Raw genomic sequence first — 20,263 nt, 5'->3', positions numbered from 1 at the left:
TAATAGTCTTAAAGGGAAAACCTGAATTGCGTATTGCAAAGGGTTATCATTTAAGTAAATGAAACCTTTTCCAATGTGTAATTTTTTTGTTCGAAACAAGAAAAAAGACATGTTAATAAAACTTTGGAGGTATTACCCATGGCAGTAGGAACAGTTAAATGGTTTAACGCAGAAAAAGGATTTGGATTTATCGAAGTTGAAGGTGGAAACGATGTATTCGTACATTTCTCCGCAATCACTGGCGAAGGTTTCAAATCTTTGGACGAAGGCCAACGCGTTGAGTTCAACGTAGTTCAAGGCAACCGCGGACCACAAGCTGAGAACGTTGTAAAACTGTAAGCTTCAGCTTGCAAATATAGCATTCTCCAGAAAGGCCCTTAACTTTTAGTTAAGGGTCTTTCTTTTTTTGCGTTAGAGGAAGAGTGTGAGTAAATTATATAGACAAAATTTGTCATATCAAGCGTACATTATTCTTGGAGTCGATAGTTTCGGTAGTGCTACATACATATCGCGCAAGGAGAGTAGAGGATTCGTGGCGATTAAAAATATGGAGATGTTTAAGGACTTCTCCAACATAGAGCTGGCTAAGCTTTTGGGGAAATTAGAGAAGTTGAAGCGGCGGGCAGGAGACACACTGTTCGAGCAGGGCGATCCTGGCGAAAATGTATGTGATTGAGAATGGCAGGATTGAACTGTTCTCTCAGACAGGGGAGGGCGTGCGTCAGTCGCTAGCGATCTTACAAGAAGGCGATGCATTGGGCGAAATGGCGCTATTAGCGAACGAGCCTAGATCGGCAACGGCTGTAGTGGCTGTAGATAGCGTTCTCTACTATATTGATCGAGAAACCTTTGATCGGTTGGTCCTAGAGCAGCCGCAGATCTCTTCCTATTTCATTCGATTGTTGTCGTGGAGGAGGCAGAATCGATTTATCCTTCGCTGGGCAGATTTATTCAGTGGGATCCAGAGGCAAAGATCGTTCAGATGCGCGCCGAAATTACACGCGTCATGCTAGACATCCTGCCACAGCGGTATGGCCAGAGCCAGCAGCAGCTGTGGGCGGATCAAGCTTTGGCTTTCTACCGAGCTGAAGAGAACAGGGCAGCGATGGTTGAGATCTATGCTGCACGAAAGGAATGGGAGCAGGCATTGGATGTGGCGAGCATAGCCGCAGGAGAAGCGAATGCAGCAGAAGCTGCTCTAGCCGAATCAGAGCGGCAGCAACAGGCGATCGGTCATGCGCTTCAGCGCTGCCCGGATGAGCTGCTTGTCGCGCGCTACGCGGTCCTGTGGGCCCATGTCCGCTACTGTGCGGAACGCGCTGCCCGAAGCGGGCTTGTCTATCGTTGAGGCGGCGTACTGGATCGCAAAACGATTTCAACCGGCATCGACTGGACGTTCCTTCTGTTTCTTGGCGTAACCTTCAGCTTCTCGGCTGCGGCTAATGAGCTTGGGCTTGTCGAAGCGCTGTCTTCGTTCCTTGGTCAGCACATGGGGATATTGGTGACGTCGCCGTTCTTCTTCCTGGCAGCAGTAATCGTGCTCTCGTTCATCGTCACATTGATCGTCAGGGATGATCCGGCGGTTATCCTGTTGGTCACGGCACTGTTGCCGCTTGCTGACCAAGCAGCGTGCACCCATGGATACTCGTATTCGTGGTACTATTATCTACGGATCCGTTCTTCTTCGCATATCAATCGCCGACATATCTGACGGCTTACTATAGCTCGGAAGGAAAAGCGTTCAGCCATCGACAACGCCAGAAGGTTGCATTTGCTTACGGATTAGCCGTCTTACTGCTTGCTCTTCTGTGTGTACCTTATTGGAAATGGTTGGGTCTGATCGGCTAGTGATGAAGAACACACTGTACGATAGCACAAAATGATCATGAACAGCAGCAACCTGGAGAAAATGCTGAGCGTGAGGCTTATATGATTCGTTTGCTATTAGAAGGCATGTGTCATGTGGATGCACAGCAAGAGCAATACGAGCGGTTAGGGCTTATTCCGTAGCTTCTTAATAAGAAAATAAGCGGCTGTCCCGGAGGTCGCCTACGAGGGAACGAGAATGCGCTATTTGCGGCTAAATGGGCGAAATGAACATCGGAAGGGAACTACAGTGCCTTATTTGGCCTAAAAACGCCATAAACGCCGAAAATCGAACAAATAGCGCACTCAGGTTCCCTTTGGAGACAATTCTGACCGATTTCTGCGAAATAGTGTATCTACGTTCCCTTTCGGTGCTTTGTCATGACCATGTAATCAAAATATTGGAAGGTGCTCCCCTGTAATAGGTGAACTAAAAGGCTATCCTGAAGTTGAACTGCACCTCAATGGTTAGACACAACTAACAATTGGAGGTGCAGTCTAACTTTATAGGACAGCCTTTTCTTGTTTGAGCTGCGCTTGGGTGGACACTAGCGCAGATTAGCCCTCTTCAGTAACCGCTGAATCGAGCGGTTCGCTTCCGGCAGGACGATGTCCTTATCAACCGTCCGCAGAATGCGGTTTTCCATGACGATCCGACCATTGATGATGGTCGTCTCCACATCAGCGCGCGTCGCCGAGTAGACGATGCGCGAGATCGGATCCACGTCGTAGGACGGATACGTGTGGAAGTTGTTGAGATCGAGGATCGCTAAGTCGGCCTTCTTGCCGACTTCGAGCGAACCGATCTCATCGGCCATCCCGACCGCGCGAGCGCCGCCGATGGTCGCCATGCGGAAGACCGTCTGCGCGTTCATTGCAGTCGGTCCGTGGATGGGCTTCTGGATGAGCGCAGCGAGCCGCATCTCGTTGAACATATCGAGATTGTTGTTGCACGGCGCGCCATCCGCTCCTAAGCTGACAGAGATGTCCAGCTTCAGCATCTCTGGGGTCTCTGCGATCCCTGAAGCCAGCTTCAGGTTGGAGCCCGGGCAGTGACTAACATGCACGCCACGCTCGTGAATGATGCGTTTCTCCTCATCATCGAGCCAGATGCAGTGCGCGAGGATCAGTCGTTCATTGGCTAATCCGAGATGATCGAGGTAGACGACGTTGCGCATGCCCGTTTCTGCTTGAACGATCTCGATTTCTCCGCGATTTTCGGACGCATGCGTGTGTACTTTCACTTTGTACTGTTCCGACAAATTTCGAACCTCACGCAGAAGCTCTTCCGTACAAGAGATGACGAAACGCGGGGAAAACGCGTATTGGATACGTCCGTCGTCATGGCCATTCCATTTTTCCAGCAAATCAACGCTTTGTTGAAGGGAGTCCGTCGTATTTTCCTGCAAGGCGAAAGGAACCTCGTCCCCTTTGTCCATCATCACCTTACCAGATAAGGCTCGAATGCCGCTCTCGGCAATGGCCTGAAAAGCAAAATCGGTGTGATGCACCGTCTCCATATCCACGATCGTTGTGGTTCCGCTTTGGATCAGTTCACCAATCCCGAGCATCGCCGAGTAGTAGATCGACTCCTCATCATGAGAGGCTTCAAGCGGCCAGATCCGCTTTTTCAACCAATCCATGAGTTCCAGATCGTCCCCTTTACCCCGGAACAGCGTTTGACATAGGTGAATATGCGTTTGAATAAAGCCAGGAATGACAGTGCGATTCTTAGCGTTAATGATTTTATCTGCATGTGTAGGGTCCAAATCGGGTCCGATCGCGGTAATGCGGTCATTTTCGATCCATATATCCCCAGTTATAATGTCTCCGCCTCGGTTCATGGTCACGATCTGTGCATCTTTAATTAATATCGTTGTCATCGTTCGAAAACCTCCTACTTCCCTAATATATGAACATGTAGGCATAAAAAAACTAGCCATGAAAAATATGCCTGTCAGCGCACATTTTTCGTAGCTAGAAATTTACGGTTTCTAAGTAGAGACCCTTAATCCAATTATTAAGGTTATACGAAAGAAGTCATATGCAATTATGTCGTGCCTGCTTTTCTTATAGAGTAAACCGCGGAAGTCTATTTTGTCAACTGTATGTAAGTTAACATGACATCCCCTCCCTCTTTTTTGAAAAAACGGTTTTCATTCATGGCGAATTCGTGAATACCCTCACTCAGGATGATTCAACGTACCACTACCCACTGAAAATGGCGTTGTCACACCTTCGTACATCAGATGCATCGACATTCCAGCAGCAGCATGCACGAGGTTGTGGCAATGATCCATCCATAAACCAGGATTATTAGCAACGAAAGCGACCTCATATGTTTCACCAGGCTGAACATCTAGCGTATCCGACCACCATGGACTGCCTGTGGAAGGCTTTCCGTTCCGTGAAAGAACAAGAACGTGATGACCATGCAAATGCATCGGGTGCTCCACATTACCGCGATTAATGAACGTCGTTTTGACCACATCCCCTTCCTTTACCATAAACATCGGCGCATCCGGGAACACTTTTCCATTCAATGTATAGAGGAAATCGAAATTTCGATTATAGAAGCCTAATTTATTATCTAAAATAAGTGTAAAATCTCGATCGAATCGGCTATTCGCATCAAAAGGCGTTGTCTTAGGGCTTCCATACACAAGGGGATCGAAAGCCACGGTTGGCGGCATATCAGGGATGTTCCCTTGGCCGTCAGAGGACAAAAGAATACCTCCCTTTTTATTACCTCCTACATTTAAATAAACAGGATGCTCCGGCATGATGAAAGTAAGATCATAACGGCCGCCAGTTGGCACGATAACACGTGTATTCGTTAGGATATCCGGCTTATTTAGGTCCGTTCCATCGATAGCAGCTACTTCAAAATGAGTACCCACTAATGTGTACGTTTGATCGACCCAGTCATCTGTGTTGATGAGTCGCATGCGAACAGGTGTCCCAGGCGCGACGGTTTGACGATCTAATTCATCATTTGCACCAATTGCGAATGCGTCTTTCCAACGATGAGTCAAAACGGTGATATCTTTCAACGGCGGTGCAGATGTTGTTGTAGTGCCAGCCGTACTTGAACTAGTAATTGTACTTATTTCAGTTGTGGTGCTAGCTTGGGAAGCATCCTTCGGTTCTACGATTAGTGCCCCGAAGAGTCCTTTGCTTACCGCTTCTTGTGAATCCTGATGCGAATGGTACCAGAAGCTGCCCACCTGCTCAGTCCGGAAACGGTACGTATAGGTTTCGCCCGGCATAACCGCATTTTGCGTGGCGCCAGCAACCCCATCCTCGGCATTCGGTACATCCAGACCGTGCCAATGGGCCGTAACGCCCTCATCAATATCTTGGTTCGTTAAAGTGACTTCAACGAGTTCCCCTTCTTTTATACGAAGCTCAGGCCCCGGAATCTGACCATTATAGCTCCAAGCATCCACGGTTTTGCCAGAGCTGAGTGAGACTGTTTTTTTCTGTGCTACGAGTGTAAAACGCCGATCCGGCGTCCCCTCTTTCGGACCCGTAAGATCGGCGACAGATACCATACCTGGCATAGTGGACATCGCGGTCATGTCATGACTGGCATGCTCACCAGCAGCACCGCCACCGTAATCATGTGTTCCGCTTGCCATATCAATCTCGGTGGGGAGTACACTTTTGTCCATTGCGAACGTAATTAAATAGAATCCAATACCTGCGATCACAACGAGAACACCTGTCATCGTGCCGATGCGCGTCCATAGACGTGGTGCTTGATAGCTCTCCACTTTACTTACTTGCTTGGAGCGAAGCTGATGTCTCCACCAAAGTCCCACTGCAAGAAATACAAGCACTGCAAGCGGAATAGATATCTCTAACCATTGGAAAGGAACAGGCGGAACGAATGTGAAATAAAGTGCAGCTACTGCGCTAAGGGCGGTTAATTGATAAGGGAAAATGAGGCCGGGACTAGCAGCTCTTTGGAACATCGGGGGCTCGATTGTGGTGCCACTCTCGGCTAATCTTTGATTCGTTAAGGAGCGAATCTTCAGTAATTTAGGAACGGCCACGAACCATACGGTCAAAAGAGGAATAATGACCAGCGGCGCCTGCAAGTACACGCGGTCCCTCCAAAAAATCGGATCCATGTTCATCTGCAGCCAGGCGATGGCAGCTACAATGGCAGCTGCGGGTATGGCGGGAAACCACGCCCAGAATAGCATCTTGCGCGTTTTGCGGTGAAGCTTCTCTAAGCTCCCGCTATACAATAATCGGGACGCTTTGACGCCGCCGATCCATGTAAATATGACGAATAACACACTTACGGCTAAAATCGTTTGAATACTTACGTTATACATGATCAAAACCCTCCTAAACTCAGTACTTCAAGTATAGATCCCCTACTCTGTATCAAACCGTCTGGAGACTAAGTCGTAACCTAGACTAAAGTTGGGGTGCTTTTATTTTTATTTTATACTTGCAAACTCTGGAAATAGTTTGCGTTTTCATAAGGGGTGTGTTATGATAAATTTAATCGACAAATAGAACCTGAATTCACATATTTTAAAGGGTTTTCATTTTTGTTAGTGAACCTTTTACAATGTGTGAATTTTTTCTCTTTGAAGAATAAAAAACATGTTAATAATTTTTGGAGGTATTTCACAATGGCTACTGGTACAGTAAAATGGTTTAACGCAGAAAAAGGTTTCGGTTTCATCGAAGTTGAAGGCGGCAACGATGTATTCGTTCACTTCTCCGCAATCCAAGGCGAAGGCTTCAAAACTTTGGACGAAGGCCAACACGTTGAGTTCAGCGTAGTTCAAGGCAACCGCGGTCCACAAGCTGAAAACGTTGTAAAACTGTAATATAATTAAAGAGACTGCCTTTACTTAAGTAATGGCAGTCTTTTTCAATTTTAAGCAAGCTGACGCTCAGTACTCTAAGGAGGTTTATCCATGTATTCCAGAAAAAAGTCGCTTGAAGAGATGCCTCTAGAAAATGTGACGGTATGGTCTTGTGAAAATGAAGGCTGTAAAGGCTGGATGCGAGATAATTTTGCATTCGATCACGTGCCGACTTGTCATTTATGTCAGTCCACAATGGTTCGAAGTGTCAAATTACTTCCATTAGTGAATAACACGAATAGTGATCAGAAGACGCTCAAAAAGGGCGTACAAATATAGCATAGTAAAACCCGGAGACATAGATGTCTCCGGGTTTTTTGTGTTACCATGAGAAGAGCGAAGGAAGAGACGAAGGCGTCTAACAAGAAGACAACCCATCGTCACCTCAAAGGGAGGTAGAAATGTCTGTGAGACCAAGAAAACGGCGCCACTGGCCACTATTGGCCGGCGCTTGCATCCTTGCGGCAAGTGCGGTGATTCTCAGTGGTAAATCACCATTTGAATCATCTACATCGTTGAACAATAAGGCGCCTGACATTTTAGCAGCAACACCCGTACCAACGCCTACACCCCGTGTAGCCGTGGAGTTTCGTATGCTCGATCTAGATCGAGGCTGGGTGAAATACGCGGACGGAAGTGTTCAAACCTCGGATGGCGGGGCGCATTGGCAGGAAGCTTCGGGTACAGATGAACTCCCGGTGGAGGTTGGCGGCGAAGCGGCGGGGCTCGAATCGATTGCTAAGCTGATCAGCTTGGAAGCGGGGACAGGCAGTACGGTGGGATCAGCAAGTGCCGCAGGCGTAGCAGGAACTACAACAAGTGCAAGTCCGGCGAGTTCAACTAGCACCGTAGCAGAAGGGGTGACTGGAGCTTCGGGAACAGTGGGAGCGGCTGTCCAAGGGAGCCTGACTTCCGTTACTTTGAACGGGACAACGTATGTTGTGAAGCAGTCACAGTTCGTGACGCAGAAGATTGGTTGGGTGCTTTTATCTCGTACGACGGATAGCAAAAACCCTCTGCTCCTCACCGTGGATGGTGGACAAACCTGGATAGATGGCATGACAGACGACGCTAAGGCAATCATTCTAGGGGAGAAAGCGCATCTGGCACAGCTAAAAGCCGAGGCTTCTTTATATATAGATGAAGCGGAGGCTAAAGCGGTCATGAGCTCTAGCTGGAAGCTTATACCGGATCAGGCATCGCCGGGCGATGTTGTGCTTGTGCGCCACAAGGAGCCGGGGAACATAACCTGGCAGAATAAGACGTATACGCTGCAGCCTTATGAAGCGGGATACTTCACGTACTTGCCAATCCCGATGAGTGTGAAGGCGGGCACGTATCCGATTGGCGATCAGACGCTGACCATTAAAGCGAAGAAGTTCGAGACGCAGTATTTGAAGGTCACCGAACAAATGGAAAGCATGAAACAGGATACAGCGCGGATCAATGCGGATCAGAAGAAGATTGATCTGGCGCGCAGCAAGTCGGAGCCGATGTTTTTATTCCGTGGACCGTTTGTGAAACCGATCGAGGGGATTTTGACCACGCCGTATGGGTACACCCGTTACGTGAACGGGAAATACGACAGCTCGCATATGGCCCTTGATCTGGCCGCCAAAGAAGGCACCCCGATCAAGGCCACGAACGATGGGGTTGTAGCGCTAGCGGAACCCCTGTACTTAACCGGCAATTCCATCTATATTGACCATGGGATGGGGCTGTTCTCGCAGTACGCGCATCTCTCCGAGCTGCGCGTGAAAGCTGGCGACCGCGTCAAGCAGGGCGACATTATCGGGCTCGTCGGCACGACTGGCTTCTCCACGGGGCCTCATCTGCATTTTACCTTTTGGGCGCATAACATTCAGGCTAATCCGGACTTATTTTTTAATACAACCCCTTTTCAGTGGGGGAAAGGATAGCGACTTTTGAGTCAGATATCAGCCTAGACTGGCCGTCCCTTTTTCGTGAGCTATAGGCTCGGGTGGAAGGGGCGCTTGTCGTGGGGCTACCACTAAACTATAATAAGGAACAAATGTTCTTAGATGGAGAAACATGATGCTGCCCATTGTTAATATGTCAGTTCGATCGCTTGTGGAATATGTGTTTAGCAGTGGTAGTATTGATTCGGAGTTTCGGTCGAGCAAGTCGCTGAGGGATGGCACGAAGGCGCATCAAAGGCTGCAAAAGGAATACGCAGATTCAGACCAACATGAGGTGTACGTCTCTGCGGAGATTGCGTATGAAGGGCTTTTATTTGTCATAGATGGACGCTGTGATGGGCTTCTTGCTGGAGCCGATGGCGATACGCTAACTGTGGATGAGATTAAATCGACTTCAGGCGATATTGCACAAATTGAAGAAAACTCACATCCTGTGCATTGGGCACAGGCGACCTGCTACGCCTATATGGTGGCCCATGATCGCGGGCTCAGCCACATGCGGATTCAGCTTACGTATACACAGGTGGAGACGGAGGAGACTCGGCATTTTATAAGGGAAGCTACTTATGAAGAGCTAGAGGGGTTTGTCTACGAGGTAATTCGGCGCTATCATCCTTACGCACAAGTGAAGCATGAGCATGAGCAGCGCAGAAATCAGAGCATCAAAGAGTTGCCGTTTCCTTTTCCACAGTATCGCGAAGGGCAGCGTAAATTGGTAGGCGCGGTGTACAAAACCATCCAAGACGGGCACAAGCTGTTCGCCAAAGCGCCGACGGGGATTGGGAAGACGATGTCGACACTTTTTCCCTCCGTAAAAGCGATGGGTGAGGGGCTGCTGCAGCGGTTTTTTTATTTGACGGCGAAGACGATCACACGTACCGCGGCGGAAGAAGCTTTTTACCTTTTGCAGGACAAAGGCTTGCGGCTGCAGGTAGTTACGCTAACGGCGAAGGAGAAAGTGTGCTTGAAGGACGAGGTCAGGTGCACGCCAGCGCATTGCGAGTTCGCGGATGGGTACTATGATCGGGTGAATGAGGCGGTGCTGGATCTGCTTAGGCAAGAAACGGTGATGACGCGTTCTGTCATTGAGACGTATGCACGGAAGCATCGGGTATGTCCGTTTGAGTTTTCACTGGATGTGGCTTATGCGGCGGATGCGGTGATTTGTGATTATAACTATATTTTTGACCCGCGTGTGAATTTGAAAAGGTTGTTCGAGGAACAGAAGCGCTATACCACGCTGCTTATTGATGAGGCGCATAATTTGGTGGATAGGGCGCGTGAGATGTATGCCAGTGAGCTGCACAAATCGGCCTTCCTAGCGCTCCAACGGGAATTCAAAGGTGTTCGAAATGAGGTTCACGACGCGGCGAAGGCGATTAATACTTATTTTATTGCGCTCCGTAAGCAAGTAGGGGATCGCGAGATGATGGTGGAGTCCGCGCTGCCGGATTCGTTATTGGTTCATGTGGAGGCTTTTATTGCAGTAGCTGAAAAAGAGTTGGCCAGATCGGCAGGTGGAGGAACCGCAACGAGTGCGGCACTCTTGGAGGCGTATTTCCATGCGCAAAATTTCGTGCGTATTTCCAAGCTGTACGACGAGCGTTATGTGACGCTGGCTGTGAATGATCGGAACGAGGTCAGCGTAAAGCTCGTTTGTTTGGACCCGTCGCATCTGCTGCGGCAGATGGGGAAGGGGTATCGGGCGCATGTATTTTTCTCGGCAACGCTGTCGCCTTTGAACTATTTCATGGACACGTTAGGCGCAGGAGAGGGCGATTATTCCGTGACGGTGCCGACGCCCTTTGCGAAAGAGCAGCTGGAGGTTTTCGTGCAGCCGCTCTCGACTCGTTATCAGGATCGGGAGCACAGTCGTACGCTGATTGCTCGTTCTATCTATGAGCTGGTCGCAGGGCGAGCGGGTAATTATTTGGTGTTTTTTCCTTCGTATGCGTATATGAGCAGCGTGTATGAGGCTTTTACTGATCTTGTCGGTGAGCAGGAAGGGGAAAGTGGACAACAGGGTAGTGAGCTGAACGTACTCGTTCAGCAGGCGAAAATGACGGAGGAGGAGCGGGAGCACTTTCTTGGGGCTTTTCAGGCGGGAGCGGATCAGACGCTCGTGGGCTTTGCCGTAATGGGCGGTATCTTCTCCGAGGGCATCGATCTCGTCGGCGACCGACTCACGGGCGTTGTCGTCGTCGGTGTGGGTTTGCCACAGTTGGGACCGGAACGCAACCTAATCAAGGATTATATGGAGCGTACTGGCAAAAACGGCTACGACTACGCCTATGTCTACCCCGGCATGAACAAAGTGCAGCAGGCTGGCGGGCGGCTGATTCGCTCCGAAACGGATCGCGGCGTGCTGCTGCTGATCGACGATCGGTACCTGCAGCCGCGCTATCAGCGTCTGCTGCCAGAGGAGTGGCGTGAGTATAAGGTGCTGCCTGTGCAGCAATAGAGCCTGCGGCAGATGGCCCCTTCTAGCGCCCAAACGCCTCGCGCGCATAAAAAAGCGTTGCACCCATGTGCAACGCCTCTTCACATTCGCTATCCTTATAGCGACATTTGATAAATCTTTACGACATCTGCGCGAGTCAGCTTCTGGAAGTTGCCGAAATCGCCGTAAATCATGGCTTTATCAGCCATGAGCTCGATGGTGGAGTCATCGATGTTGTAATCCGCCAACCGGCTCGGTGCGCCGATGCTGGTGAAGAACGCGCGCAGTGCCGCGATGCCTTCCTCGGCAACTTGCTTTTCGGATTTGCCTGCGGCATCGATACCGAAGACGCGCTGCGCGAATTGCTTGAACCGTCCCACGTTGGCATCGAGGTTATGGGTCATCCAGTTCGGGAAGAGAATGGCCAAACCGCCGCCGTGCGGGATATCATGGACAGCGGAGACCGCATGCTCCAGATTATGCGTTGCCCAATCCCCGCGGATGCCCATGCTTAACGTGCCGTTAAGCGCCATCGTACCGCTGTATAGAATGGTCGCACGGTGTTCAAGATTGTTCAGATCCTGCAGCAAAAGTGGTGCTGTTTCGATGACGGTACGCAGGAGCGTTTCACAGAACCCATCCTGCACAGGGGAGTTCGTGCCATGATGGAAATATTGCTCGAACACGTGAGACATGATATCGACCATACCGTAAACGGTTTGGTTTTCAGGCAAGGATGTCGTATGAGCCGGGTCGAGGATAGAGAACTTCGGATAGGCAAAAGGGCTTCCCCAGCCAAGTTTATCTTTGGTTTCCCAGTTCGTGATGACAGAACCAGCGTTCATTTCGGAGCCTGTCGCAGCAATCGTCAGAACCGTTGCTAAAGGGAGTGCACCTGTGGCTACTGCTTTCCGCGTTGCGATATCCCAGAAATCACCTTCGAACTTAGCACCAACCGCGATCGCTTTGGCGCAGTCAATCACACTGCCGCCACCAACAGCGAGGATGAGGTCAATGTTGTGATTACGGCACAATTCAACACCGCGGTGAACGGTCGTTAATCTCGGATTGGGCTCAACGCCGCTAAGTTCAACGATTGTTGCTTCAAGGTTCTGCAACAGGTGGACGACCTTGTCATAAATACCATTGGCTTTGATGCTGCCTCCGCCATAGACAAGTAAAATATTTTTCCCATACTTAGGTACTTCGGTCGATAGTTTTTCTAATTGACCCTGACCGAAATGTAGAGTTGTTGGATTATAAAATGTGAAATTATTCATGACCATGCCTCCTTGGACATAACTAAGGGATGTTCCCCCTCTTACTATTGTAAAGTAACCAGTGGACAAAAACAAAATCAGCGAGCGTGCTCGCTAATCATATAGCAGGATATGATATCTATTTATCGAATGAATAGGAAGAATGTCATCTTGTAGGGATGTGATTGCAGCTTGGTGAAGACTAGAAAGTCTGACCATATCTTAGAAATTGCATACAGCTGTGTGCGATGGTTCCTTGTCGTTGCTTCTTCTTATTTGTATCTAAACTATTACCATAAATCCTCGGAAGACTTGACTGTATTTTTCAGTCTATTTGCCATTGCTGTTACTTATATGGGTTTAACGGAAATCGCACTGCATCGTACTCCCATAGCTTCTGGTTTTTATCGCTTTATGACGCGGTTTGGCGTGATTATGGACTATTTTTCCTTCCTTGCAATTATTTCACTGACTGACGGAACTCACAGCCCGCTATTCCCGATTGCCTATTTGGTTATTTTGCACGCTTCGTTATATTGGAGCTTCCGTGGGGCCATGGTGGCAACGGGTATGATTATTCTGGGTTACTCCTTCGTGGTTGAGTTGGTGGATGGTGGGTTTCTTATAGCGGATCTCCCGCGGCACGTATTTAATTTTGTTTTCCTGCTCATGATAGGTGTCGTTGAGGGCATCATTGTGGCAAGGGAGCGAAAGCATTTTGTCGAGAAGGGAATTTTAGAAAACTTAGCGAAGCAAGACTACCTGACGGGGTTATATAATCATCGAAGCTTTCAAGAACAAATGAGGGAAGCGATTGCAGGGAAGCAACCGATTGCACTTATCATGGGAGATATTGACTACTTTAAGCAGATCAATGATCGCTATGGTCATCAAGCGGGGGATGCTGTATTGAGGGAGATCGGCAGTATGCTCGATACCATCATTCCAAGCACGCAAGGTCGAGCCTTCCGCTATGGCGGTGAAGAATTTGCGATCATCCTATACACAAACGATCAGCAGAAAGTGACAGAACTCTTCCTTTCATTTATGGATCGTTTGCGAGAGAAAGTTTTTGAACATGGCAAAGACGCGTTTCAAGTTACTATGAGCTTCGGGGCCGCGCTTCGTAAACAAGGACAAGGAAAGTCGGGGCTTGTAGCCGAGGCAGATGAACTCTTATATGAAGCGAAGACACATGGCAAAAATCAATTACTATGGCGTCGTATAGAAGGGATGGAGCACTAGCGATGGCAACATTATCACCATATATATATAGCAGTGACGCTCGAAAGCAGGCTGATTTTTACGTCAAGGTGTTTGGTGGAGAAATCATGAGCATCCAATCGTATGGCGATTTACCCGGTATGGAAGAGTCAAAGAAGCACTTGGTGATGCACTTGGAGCTGCAGGCGCTAGGCCTGCGATTTTTCATGGCAGATGCAGGTGCTGAGGCAAATGATCGGGGCACTGGCATGGATTTGGCCCTCACCTTCAAGGATGAGGTTGAAGCCCGTACGATTTTCGATGGATTAGCAGCTGGTGGCGATGTCGTCATGCCGTTTGAACGCATGTTCTGGGGCACGTTGCTCGGACGTGTGAGAGATCTTTACGGTGTGATGTGGCAGGTGGCCACAGAATCTTAGACACTTAGACGTTATGAATGAGCTCCTTTGTGAGAAGCCATGTGGCTTTTCGTGAGGGAGCTTTTTTGCGGATCAAGAAATACAAGCAACGCCTGAAACTCAGCGCTGTAAGATTGAAAAACAACTACAGACCAAGAATATTCACTTTTGCCCAGATCGGTTGGGGAGCCCGCCGCACATTTCCCTGTGATCCTGATGCATCAGAGCTGCTATTCCGTCTGCGGACCGATTCGACCTCGTTTATATTCTGTTTAAAATAGGGGAGTATGATCGTAGCAGTGGTAGAGCGATGAACCATCGTGAACAACAGATTCATATCTGATCGCGTAAAGGAGTAGAGATAGATGGCAATAACGAAGAGAGAACAACCGAAACAAAAGAATGACTGGCGGGGATTCATCCGCTTATTAATGGGGGCTAATCCACCTAAGCTCCTACTCAGCATTGCGTTAGCGTTAAGTGTAATTGGCACCCTTGTGGGCTTGGTCATTCCGCTTTTCACGAAAAATGTGGTCGATAATTTCTCCATTTCCTCGCTGAATTGGTTGCAAATTAGTGGGATGGCGACGGCATTCATCGCATCCGCAGTAGCTTCTGGTGTAGCTACGTATCTATTAAATTATTCGGGACAGCGCGTAGTGGCGGGTATCCGGGATCGCTTATGGAAGAAACTGCTCGTGCTGCCGGTTCGTTATTATGATAATCATCAGACAGGCGACACCATCTCCCGGATGACGAACGACACGGCGATTATCAAAGGACTGATCGCCGAGCATATGGCGGGTTTTATTACAGGAAGCATATCGATTATCGGGTCCATTGTTGTGCTCTTATATATGGATTGGAAAATGACACTTATCATGTTTAGCATATTCCCAATCGCATTTCTTATCCTTTTTCCTTTGGGTATGCAAATGTACAAAATCTCCAAAGGTATGCAAGCCGAGACGGCCAACTTCACTTCGGTGTTAAATCGGGTGCTTTCTGAAATTCGTTTGGTGAAAGCTGCCAATGCAGAGCCTTTGGAATATAAGGAAGGTAGCGCAGGGATTCAGACGCTGTTTAAATTCGGACTTAAAGAAGGCCGTATTCAAGCGCTAATGTCGCCGCTCATTATGTTTGTGATGTTGATGTTGTTCGTGGTTTTATTCGGTTATGGCGGGACGCGAGTGGCGTCAGGAGCGATATCAGCAGGTCAGTTGGTGGCCTTCATGCTGTATTTGTTCCAAATTGTGATGCCGATTACGCAAATCACGCAATTTTTCACGCAGGCTCAGAAAGCGATGGGGGCAACGGATACGATTCTCAAAGTGTTGGATCATGAGGAAGAGGATCCACACGCAGGTTTACCGGTGAAGGATGCTTCTCAATCCCTGCATTTCGAAAACGTATCGTTCGGTTATAAAGAGGGCGAATCGATTCTCAAGGATGTTAGCTTCACGATGGAATCTGGTAAGGTCACCGCGATTGTAGGGCCGAGCGGAAGCGGGAAGACGACGATGTTCTCGTTGCTTGAGCGGTTCTACTCGCAGCAGGAAGGTAACATTTCGCTAGGTAAAGAAAGCATCGATCAGTATTCACTCGTCTCCTGGCGGAGCCAGATCGGCTATGTATCACAAGAAAGTCCGCTCATTGCGGGGACGATTCGGGATAATATTTGCTATGGCTTGCAGCATGAAGTGACGGAAGAGGCACTGAAGCGAGCATCTGAGATGGCGTATGCCGATGCTTTCATCGAAGAGCTTCCGCAGAAGTATGACACAGAAGTCGGTGAGCGCGGGATCAAGCTGTCCGGTGGACAGCGTCAACGGATTGCGATTGCCAGGGCGCTGTTGCGGGATCCGAAGATTCTGATGCTGGACGAAGCGACATCAAGTCTGGACAGCAAGTCCGAGGTTGTGGTGCAGCAGGCGCTGCAGAACTTGATGCAAGGACGTACAACACTTGTCATTGCCCATCGGTTATCCACGGTCGTGGACGCGGATCAGATCGTGTTCCTCGACAAAGGTTTCGTCACAGGCCGCGGCACGCATCAGGAGCTCATCGAGTCGCACGAGATGTATCGGGAGTTTGCTACTCAGCAGCTGCAGATTCAGGAGCAGTTGATTGCCGAACATTCTCCGATAGAGTCCGAATCCGTTCCGACGGCGCAAGTCCATTCCTAATTGAAAAAGCTTCTATTCCCGCGAAATGACGGGGGCGGAGGCTTTTTTTCGGTGGGGATCAAGAATTGTTCAGATTCTCCCACATAAGTGCGGCAATCTGCTGTTCCGGATACCCTTTTTGCTCAAGTGCTGCAGCGATACGTTTCTGCCGCTCCATCGGCTGATTCTGGCTCAGCTTGGCTTTGCCTTCGATGCTGGAAATTGGCAGCTTAAAGGTTTGAATGCCTTTGCTTAACCCAGCAATATAATGCGGATCAATGCGATCAAGGTTATACGAGCTGTCTGGCTCCTCGTACTTGCGCGTTAGCTGTTGAAGGATGCTGAAGACTTCCTGATCTTCGTTCATGAATTCAATCTTGCCATAGACATGCACTGCCGTGTAATTCCATGTGGGCACAGCAGCAGGTGTACCGTACCAGGATGGTGAGATATAGCAGTGGGGACCTTGAAATATGACTAAAACCTCCTGCTGCTCGATATCCGTCCACTGGGGATTGGAGCGGGCGAAGTGCCCATATAAGCAATGCGCCTGCGGGTCAAGGGCCAAGGGAATGTGAGTTGCGAAGGGGCGTCCTTGATGGTGAGAAACCACGGTAGCGAAGCTATGTGCATCCATGAAGGCATACAACTTCGAAAGGTTTTCTATTTTGAAATGAGAAGGAATGTACACGGTTTCCACCTACTTTATGGATTGTTAGGAACAGTATAGCAACCTTTATGGTACATACAAAGTGCCAATTTTGTTGATTTTGATTGGACCAGTTGCTATAAACCCGGACCAGGAGATCGCGTTATGTCGCAATTGAAGCACAGGAGTAGACAACTCTAATGTCGAATAGCTAACTAACTACGCACTCACGAGGAGGCAACAAGGATGGAGAAGGTACGTTGGGGAATAATCGGTTGTGGCGATGTGACAGAGGTCAAAAGTGGCCCAGCCTTGCAAAAGGCAGAAGGCTCGGAGCTAGTCGCGGTTATGCGCCGCAATGGGGCGCTTGCAGAGGATTATGCACAGAGGCACGGGGTAGCCAAATGGTACGATGACGCGGCGGCGCTAGTGAACGATCCAGACGTGAATGCGGTCTATGTCGCAACACCGCCAGGTTTTCATCACGAATACACGCTGCTGGCAGCTAAAGCTGGTAAGCCGGTCTATGTGGAAAAGCCGATGGCTAGAAATCATGCAGAATGCCAGGAGATGATGGCTGCGTGTGAAGAAGCGGGTGTGCCGCTATTTGTCGCCTATTATCGCCGAGGTCTTCCGAAATTCGTGGAAATCAAGCGCCTGCTGGACAGCGGTATGATCGGTGAGGTTCGCTTCGTACAATCGACATACCTGCAAACGATGAGAGATTATCAAGAGGGACTTGAGCCATGGCGCATTAAGCCTGAGCTATCAGGTGGCGGTCTGTTTGTCGATCTGGCGAGTCATACCCTGGATATTCTCGACTATTTACTTGGACCGATCGGTGAGGTCAAAGGCTTCGCAAGCAACCAATCCGGTAAGCAAAAGGTAGAGGATATCGTGACCACGAGCTATGCGTTCGAATCCGGAGTGATGGGTACAGGGGTTTGGAGCTTCAATGCCTATACACACCTAGATTTGAATGAAATTGTCGGAAGCCGCGGCAAACTATCGTTCTCTACCTTTAGTGGAGATCTGCGCATTGAAACCGCAGATGGATTGGTAGAAGAATTGACGATTCCCAATCCGCCACATGTTCAGCAACCACTTATTCAGACAGTGGTGAACGATCTCAGAGGCATCGGGCAAAGCCCAAGCACTGGATTGAGCGCCGCGCGTACGAATCGCATGATGGACGAACTGCTGCGGGATTTCTACCGCGCCTAACACAAGAAAACCCCAGCCTGATGTGCAAAAACACATCGGACTGGGGTTTTTCATTAACTTTACACTTTCGGACTCGGTGTTGCCACGATCGGGGCAGGTGCCGATGCCGAAGGATTATCTGGCGCTAAGGAGCGCTTGCGAATGAATAAGCTAAGCGGCAGCGCGACTAGCACGATAAATGTCGCAAGCAAGTACACATCATTGACACTCATGGTAAAAGCATGCGTACCAATTTGAACTTTGTCTGTCATCCCGCCAGCGGCTAAATCCTTGCTGTGTGTGACGGTTTGCGACGATAAAACGGATGTAAACAGGGCGATAGCGAAGGAACCGAAAACGTTACGGACCCAGTTATTTATGGATGTTGCATGACCGGACAAGGTTCTTGGGATTTGTTCCATCCCTGCATTACTTGCAGGCATCGTAGCGAAGGCAATCCCGACGTTCCGAACGATCATCCAGAACACAATGTAGCTGCGAGAAACGTCAGTACTCAACCAGCTTAGTGTAAGTGTACCAACCGCGATCAACGTAATACCGATAAAAATCAGAATGCGAGGCCCGACACTGCTATATAGTTTGCCTACGATCGGCATACATAACGCCATCACTAGGGACGCAGGCAGCAAGATTAATCCTGTATCCAGCGGGGTTACGTGTTGAATATTTTGCAAGAAAATCGGTGTCAGGAAGGTACCTGAGTACAAGCTTATCGTAACAATACTGGAAATAATGAGCGATAAGGTGTAACGCGGGTTTTTCAACACACGGATGTTCAATAACGGTGAGTCAACCTTAAGCTCTCTCCAAATAAATAGCAAGAGGATAAGGATGCCCGTTGTGAATAGACCGATGACACGGCCAGATGTCCATCCCCAAGCATGGCCTTGCGAGAAACCAACAAGCAGGGAAAGACTGCTGACGACGACAGTCAGTAAGCCGATAAGATCAAATCTTTTTGGAACCGAAAGACGATAATAAGGGATTAATTTGAAAACGAGTATGATAGCGACAAGTCCGACAGGTACGTTCATGAGGAACAACCAGTGCCAGCTCCAATTTTGCAACAACCAACCACTTAATGTAGGTCCAATTGCAGGCGCCATCATCGCAGATAAGGACCAGAGAGAGATCGCAATCGGTTGCTTATCGCGCGGAATGACTTGATAGACAATGGTCATGGTTGCAGGCATAATGAGACCACTGAAAGCCCCTTGAATAATACGGAAAGCAATAAGGGAAGAAGCATCCCAGGCTAGCGCGCATAAGAGCGAAAATACGGTAAAACCGATTAGTGCAATTGCGTAAAGACGCTTATAACTGAATTTCTCCCCGAAATACCCGGTAATCGGAGCGATCGTACCGCTTGCGAGCATAAAGCCAGTAATCGTCCATTGGATTTTGCTCAAATCCGTGTTGAAATGCTCACTTAAAATAGGTATAGCAATATTAATCGTGCTCATACTTAGAATCGAAACGAACGACCCGAAGAAGATGGCGATCATGATCGGCCAGAAGCGAACTTGTTGTAACTCATCCTTACTCAAAATAATGCCTCCACTCTATCCATTGATCTTACCGATAGTATTCTCTATAATGTGAATGAAAATCATCATACTACCGATAAGTTTATATGTCAATAATGACATAAAGGAGGAGCGACGATGAATACCCTTTCATATGGATTACTAAGCCTTTTGACCAAAAATTCCCGTTCAGGTTATGAGCTTATGCAGCATATACAGCCATTTTGGCAAGCCAAGCATAGTCAAATCTATCCGCTCTTGGCCCAATTAGAGCAGGCAGGGCATGTCGCTTTCGTGCATGTTCCTCAATCGGATAAGCCGGATAAGAAAGTCTACTCCATCACAGAGCAGGGGAAGAATGCCTTGCGCGAATGGATCGCCATGCCAACGGATGATCCTGTCATGAGGGATGAGCTTACGCTGAAGGTTTACTGCATCGGTCTCGTGGATAAAGAACAGGCAAAGAAGGTCATTGCGGAGCGAGAGGTCTATTATAGAAAGAAAAAAGAGCGATTCTCACTCCTCTTGGAAAAAATCAAACAAGAGAGTGACAAACCGCTCGATGAATTAGAGATAGATGATCATGGATTTGGCATGTATGTTCTACTGTATAAAGCGTCGATGAAAGTAGATGCGGATTTGATTTGGTGTGAGTGGATGAAGGGGAAGCTATCGTGAAG

The 20,263-nt window shown here is 48.7% G+C and carries 20 protein-coding genes and 1 riboswitch; of the genes, 15 read left to right on the top strand and 5 right to left on the bottom strand.

Translation table 11 applies throughout. The features are described from left to right. The first annotated feature begins 138 nt into the window (after positions 1-138). The 6 genes from AC58P7_RS27625 to AC58P7_RS27600 all read left to right on the top strand — a co-directional run bounded on the left by AC58P7_RS27625 (position 139) and on the right by AC58P7_RS27600 (position 1,848). A complete protein-coding gene (locus tag AC58P7_RS27625; protein WP_028555213.1) occupies positions 139-339 on the top strand; it encodes a cold-shock protein in 201 nt (66 codons plus the stop codon). Positions 340-532: 193 nt separating this feature from the next. Beyond that, a complete protein-coding gene (locus tag AC58P7_RS27620; RefSeq protein ID WP_497348751.1) occupies positions 533-676 on the top strand; it encodes a hypothetical protein in 144 nt (47 codons plus the stop codon). Continuing rightward, positions 663-1,013, top strand: a complete 351-nt coding sequence (locus AC58P7_RS27615; protein WP_497348749.1) for a cyclic nucleotide-binding domain-containing protein — start codon at positions 663-665, stop codon at positions 1,011-1,013. The genes AC58P7_RS27620 and AC58P7_RS27615 overlap by 14 nt, the downstream gene beginning before the upstream one ends. Positions 1,014-1,069: 56 nt before the next feature. Further along, positions 1,070-1,348, top strand: a complete 279-nt coding sequence (locus AC58P7_RS27610; RefSeq protein ID WP_497348747.1) for a hypothetical protein — start codon at positions 1,070-1,072, stop codon at positions 1,346-1,348. 9 nt (positions 1,349-1,357) lie between these two features. After that, entirely contained in the window at positions 1,358-1,711 is a 354-nt protein-coding gene (locus AC58P7_RS27605) for an SLC13 family permease (RefSeq protein ID WP_497348795.1), read from the top strand. Further along, entirely contained in the window at positions 1,654-1,848 is a 195-nt protein-coding gene (locus AC58P7_RS27600) for a hypothetical protein (RefSeq protein WP_497348746.1), read from the top strand. The genes AC58P7_RS27605 and AC58P7_RS27600 overlap by 58 nt, the downstream gene beginning before the upstream one ends. A gap of 566 nt (positions 1,849-2,414) precedes the next feature. On the opposite strand, the gene AC58P7_RS27595 is transcribed toward AC58P7_RS27600, so the two are convergent. Next, complete coding sequence (locus AC58P7_RS27595) at positions 2,415-3,749, bottom strand: 5'-deoxyadenosine deaminase (protein ID WP_497348744.1); 1,335 nt, start codon at positions 3,747-3,749, stop codon at positions 2,415-2,417. Between the two features lie 71 nt (positions 3,750-3,820). Further along, a riboswitch (purine riboswitch) is annotated at positions 3,821-3,920 on the bottom strand. 129 nt (positions 3,921-4,049) lie between these two features. Further along, positions 4,050-6,212 (bottom strand): multicopper oxidase family protein, encoded by a 2,163-nt coding sequence (locus tag AC58P7_RS27590; RefSeq protein WP_497348742.1) that lies wholly within the window; start codon positions 6,210-6,212, stop codon positions 4,050-4,052. 306 nt (positions 6,213-6,518) lie between these two features. Here AC58P7_RS27590 and AC58P7_RS27585 point away from each other — a divergent pair, with 306 nt between their 5' ends. The 4 genes from AC58P7_RS27585 (at position 6,519) to AC58P7_RS27570 (ending at position 11,159) form a co-directional block, all read left to right on the top strand. After that, positions 6,519-6,719 carry a cold-shock protein gene (locus AC58P7_RS27585; RefSeq protein WP_090822383.1) on the top strand — a complete coding sequence of 67 codons (201 nt, stop codon included), beginning with the start codon at positions 6,519-6,521 and terminating at the stop codon, positions 6,717-6,719. 90 nt (positions 6,720-6,809) lie between these two features. Then, positions 6,810-7,037: a cold-shock protein gene (locus AC58P7_RS27580; RefSeq protein WP_056622331.1), complete on the top strand. Its 228-nt coding sequence runs from the start codon at positions 6,810-6,812 to the stop codon at positions 7,035-7,037. A 128-nt stretch (positions 7,038-7,165) separates the two neighbouring features. Then, positions 7,166-8,677: a M23 family metallopeptidase gene (locus AC58P7_RS27575; protein ID WP_497348740.1), complete on the top strand. Its 1,512-nt coding sequence runs from the start codon at positions 7,166-7,168 to the stop codon at positions 8,675-8,677. A gap of 136 nt (positions 8,678-8,813) precedes the next feature. Further along, positions 8,814-11,159, top strand: a complete 2,346-nt coding sequence (locus AC58P7_RS27570) for an ATP-dependent DNA helicase (RefSeq protein ID WP_497348738.1) — start codon at positions 8,814-8,816, stop codon at positions 11,157-11,159. A gap of 95 nt (positions 11,160-11,254) precedes the next feature. Here AC58P7_RS27570 and AC58P7_RS27565 read toward each other — a convergent pair whose 3' ends face one another. Next, a complete protein-coding gene (locus tag AC58P7_RS27565) occupies positions 11,255-12,418 on the bottom strand; it encodes an iron-containing alcohol dehydrogenase (RefSeq protein ID WP_497348736.1) in 1,164 nt (387 codons plus the stop codon). 174 nt (positions 12,419-12,592) lie between these two features. Between AC58P7_RS27565 and AC58P7_RS27560 the strand changes: the two genes are divergently transcribed. The 3 genes from AC58P7_RS27560 (at position 12,593) to AC58P7_RS27550 (ending at position 16,205) form a co-directional block, all read left to right on the top strand. Next, on the top strand, positions 12,593-13,642 hold the full coding sequence (locus tag AC58P7_RS27560) for a GGDEF domain-containing protein (protein WP_497348734.1): 1,050 nt from the start codon (positions 12,593-12,595) through the stop codon (positions 13,640-13,642). A gap of 2 nt (positions 13,643-13,644) precedes the next feature. After that, a complete protein-coding gene (locus AC58P7_RS27555; RefSeq protein ID WP_497348733.1) occupies positions 13,645-14,040 on the top strand; it encodes a VOC family protein in 396 nt (131 codons plus the stop codon). 344 nt (positions 14,041-14,384) lie between these two features. Continuing rightward, on the top strand, positions 14,385-16,205 hold the full coding sequence (locus AC58P7_RS27550) for an ABC transporter ATP-binding protein (protein WP_497348731.1): 1,821 nt from the start codon (positions 14,385-14,387) through the stop codon (positions 16,203-16,205). Positions 16,206-16,263: 58 nt separating this feature from the next. Here AC58P7_RS27550 and AC58P7_RS27545 read toward each other — a convergent pair whose 3' ends face one another. After that, positions 16,264-16,875, bottom strand: a complete 612-nt coding sequence (locus AC58P7_RS27545; protein WP_497348729.1) for an FMN-binding negative transcriptional regulator — start codon at positions 16,873-16,875, stop codon at positions 16,264-16,266. A 204-nt stretch (positions 16,876-17,079) separates the two neighbouring features. Here AC58P7_RS27545 and AC58P7_RS27540 point away from each other — a divergent pair, with 204 nt between their 5' ends. Next, the gene (locus AC58P7_RS27540) at positions 17,080-18,057 is read left to right on the top strand and encodes a Gfo/Idh/MocA family protein (RefSeq protein WP_497348727.1); all 978 of its coding nucleotides are present in this window, start codon (positions 17,080-17,082) and stop codon (positions 18,055-18,057) included. A gap of 59 nt (positions 18,058-18,116) precedes the next feature. Here the strand turns inward: AC58P7_RS27540 and AC58P7_RS27535 are convergent, their stop codons facing one another. Continuing rightward, a complete protein-coding gene (locus AC58P7_RS27535; RefSeq protein WP_497348725.1) occupies positions 18,117-19,604 on the bottom strand; it encodes an MDR family MFS transporter in 1,488 nt (495 codons plus the stop codon). A gap of 117 nt (positions 19,605-19,721) precedes the next feature. Here AC58P7_RS27535 and AC58P7_RS27530 point away from each other — a divergent pair, with 117 nt between their 5' ends. Next, positions 19,722-20,261, top strand: coding sequence for a PadR family transcriptional regulator (locus tag AC58P7_RS27530; RefSeq protein WP_497348723.1), 540 nt, complete (start codon positions 19,722-19,724; stop codon positions 20,259-20,261). Positions 20,262-20,263: the final 2 nt, after the last annotated feature.

Source organism: Paenibacillus sp. J22FR5 (assembly GCF_059691975.1).
Note: the sequence above shows the minus strand (reverse complement) of the source record. Positions and strands in the feature narration are given on the sequence as shown.

Coding starts and splice junctions, on each gene's coding strand:
- AC58P7_RS27625 (WP_028555213.1), top strand. CDS start 139: ATGGCAGTAGGAACAGTTAAATGGTTTAACGCAGAAAAAGGATTTGGA.
- AC58P7_RS27615 (WP_497348749.1), top strand. CDS start 663: ATGTATGTGATTGAGAATGGCAGGATTGAACTGTTCTCTCAGACAGGG.
- AC58P7_RS27595 (WP_497348744.1), bottom strand. CDS start 3,749: ATGACAACGATATTAATTAAAGATGCACAGATCGTGACCATGAACCGA.
- AC58P7_RS27590 (WP_497348742.1), bottom strand. CDS start 6,212: ATGTATAACGTAAGTATTCAAACGATTTTAGCCGTAAGTGTGTTATTC.
- AC58P7_RS27585 (WP_090822383.1), top strand. CDS start 6,519: ATGGCTACTGGTACAGTAAAATGGTTTAACGCAGAAAAAGGTTTCGGT.
- AC58P7_RS27580 (WP_056622331.1), top strand. CDS start 6,810: ATGTATTCCAGAAAAAAGTCGCTTGAAGAGATGCCTCTAGAAAATGTG.
- AC58P7_RS27570 (WP_497348738.1), top strand. CDS start 8,814: ATGCTGCCCATTGTTAATATGTCAGTTCGATCGCTTGTGGAATATGTG.
- AC58P7_RS27565 (WP_497348736.1), bottom strand. CDS start 12,418: ATGAATAATTTCACATTTTATAATCCAACAACTCTACATTTCGGTCAG.
- AC58P7_RS27555 (WP_497348733.1), top strand. CDS start 13,645: ATGGCAACATTATCACCATATATATATAGCAGTGACGCTCGAAAGCAG.
- AC58P7_RS27550 (WP_497348731.1), top strand. CDS start 14,385: ATGGCAATAACGAAGAGAGAACAACCGAAACAAAAGAATGACTGGCGG.
- AC58P7_RS27540 (WP_497348727.1), top strand. CDS start 17,080: ATGGAGAAGGTACGTTGGGGAATAATCGGTTGTGGCGATGTGACAGAG.
- AC58P7_RS27530 (WP_497348723.1), top strand. CDS start 19,722: ATGAATACCCTTTCATATGGATTACTAAGCCTTTTGACCAAAAATTCC.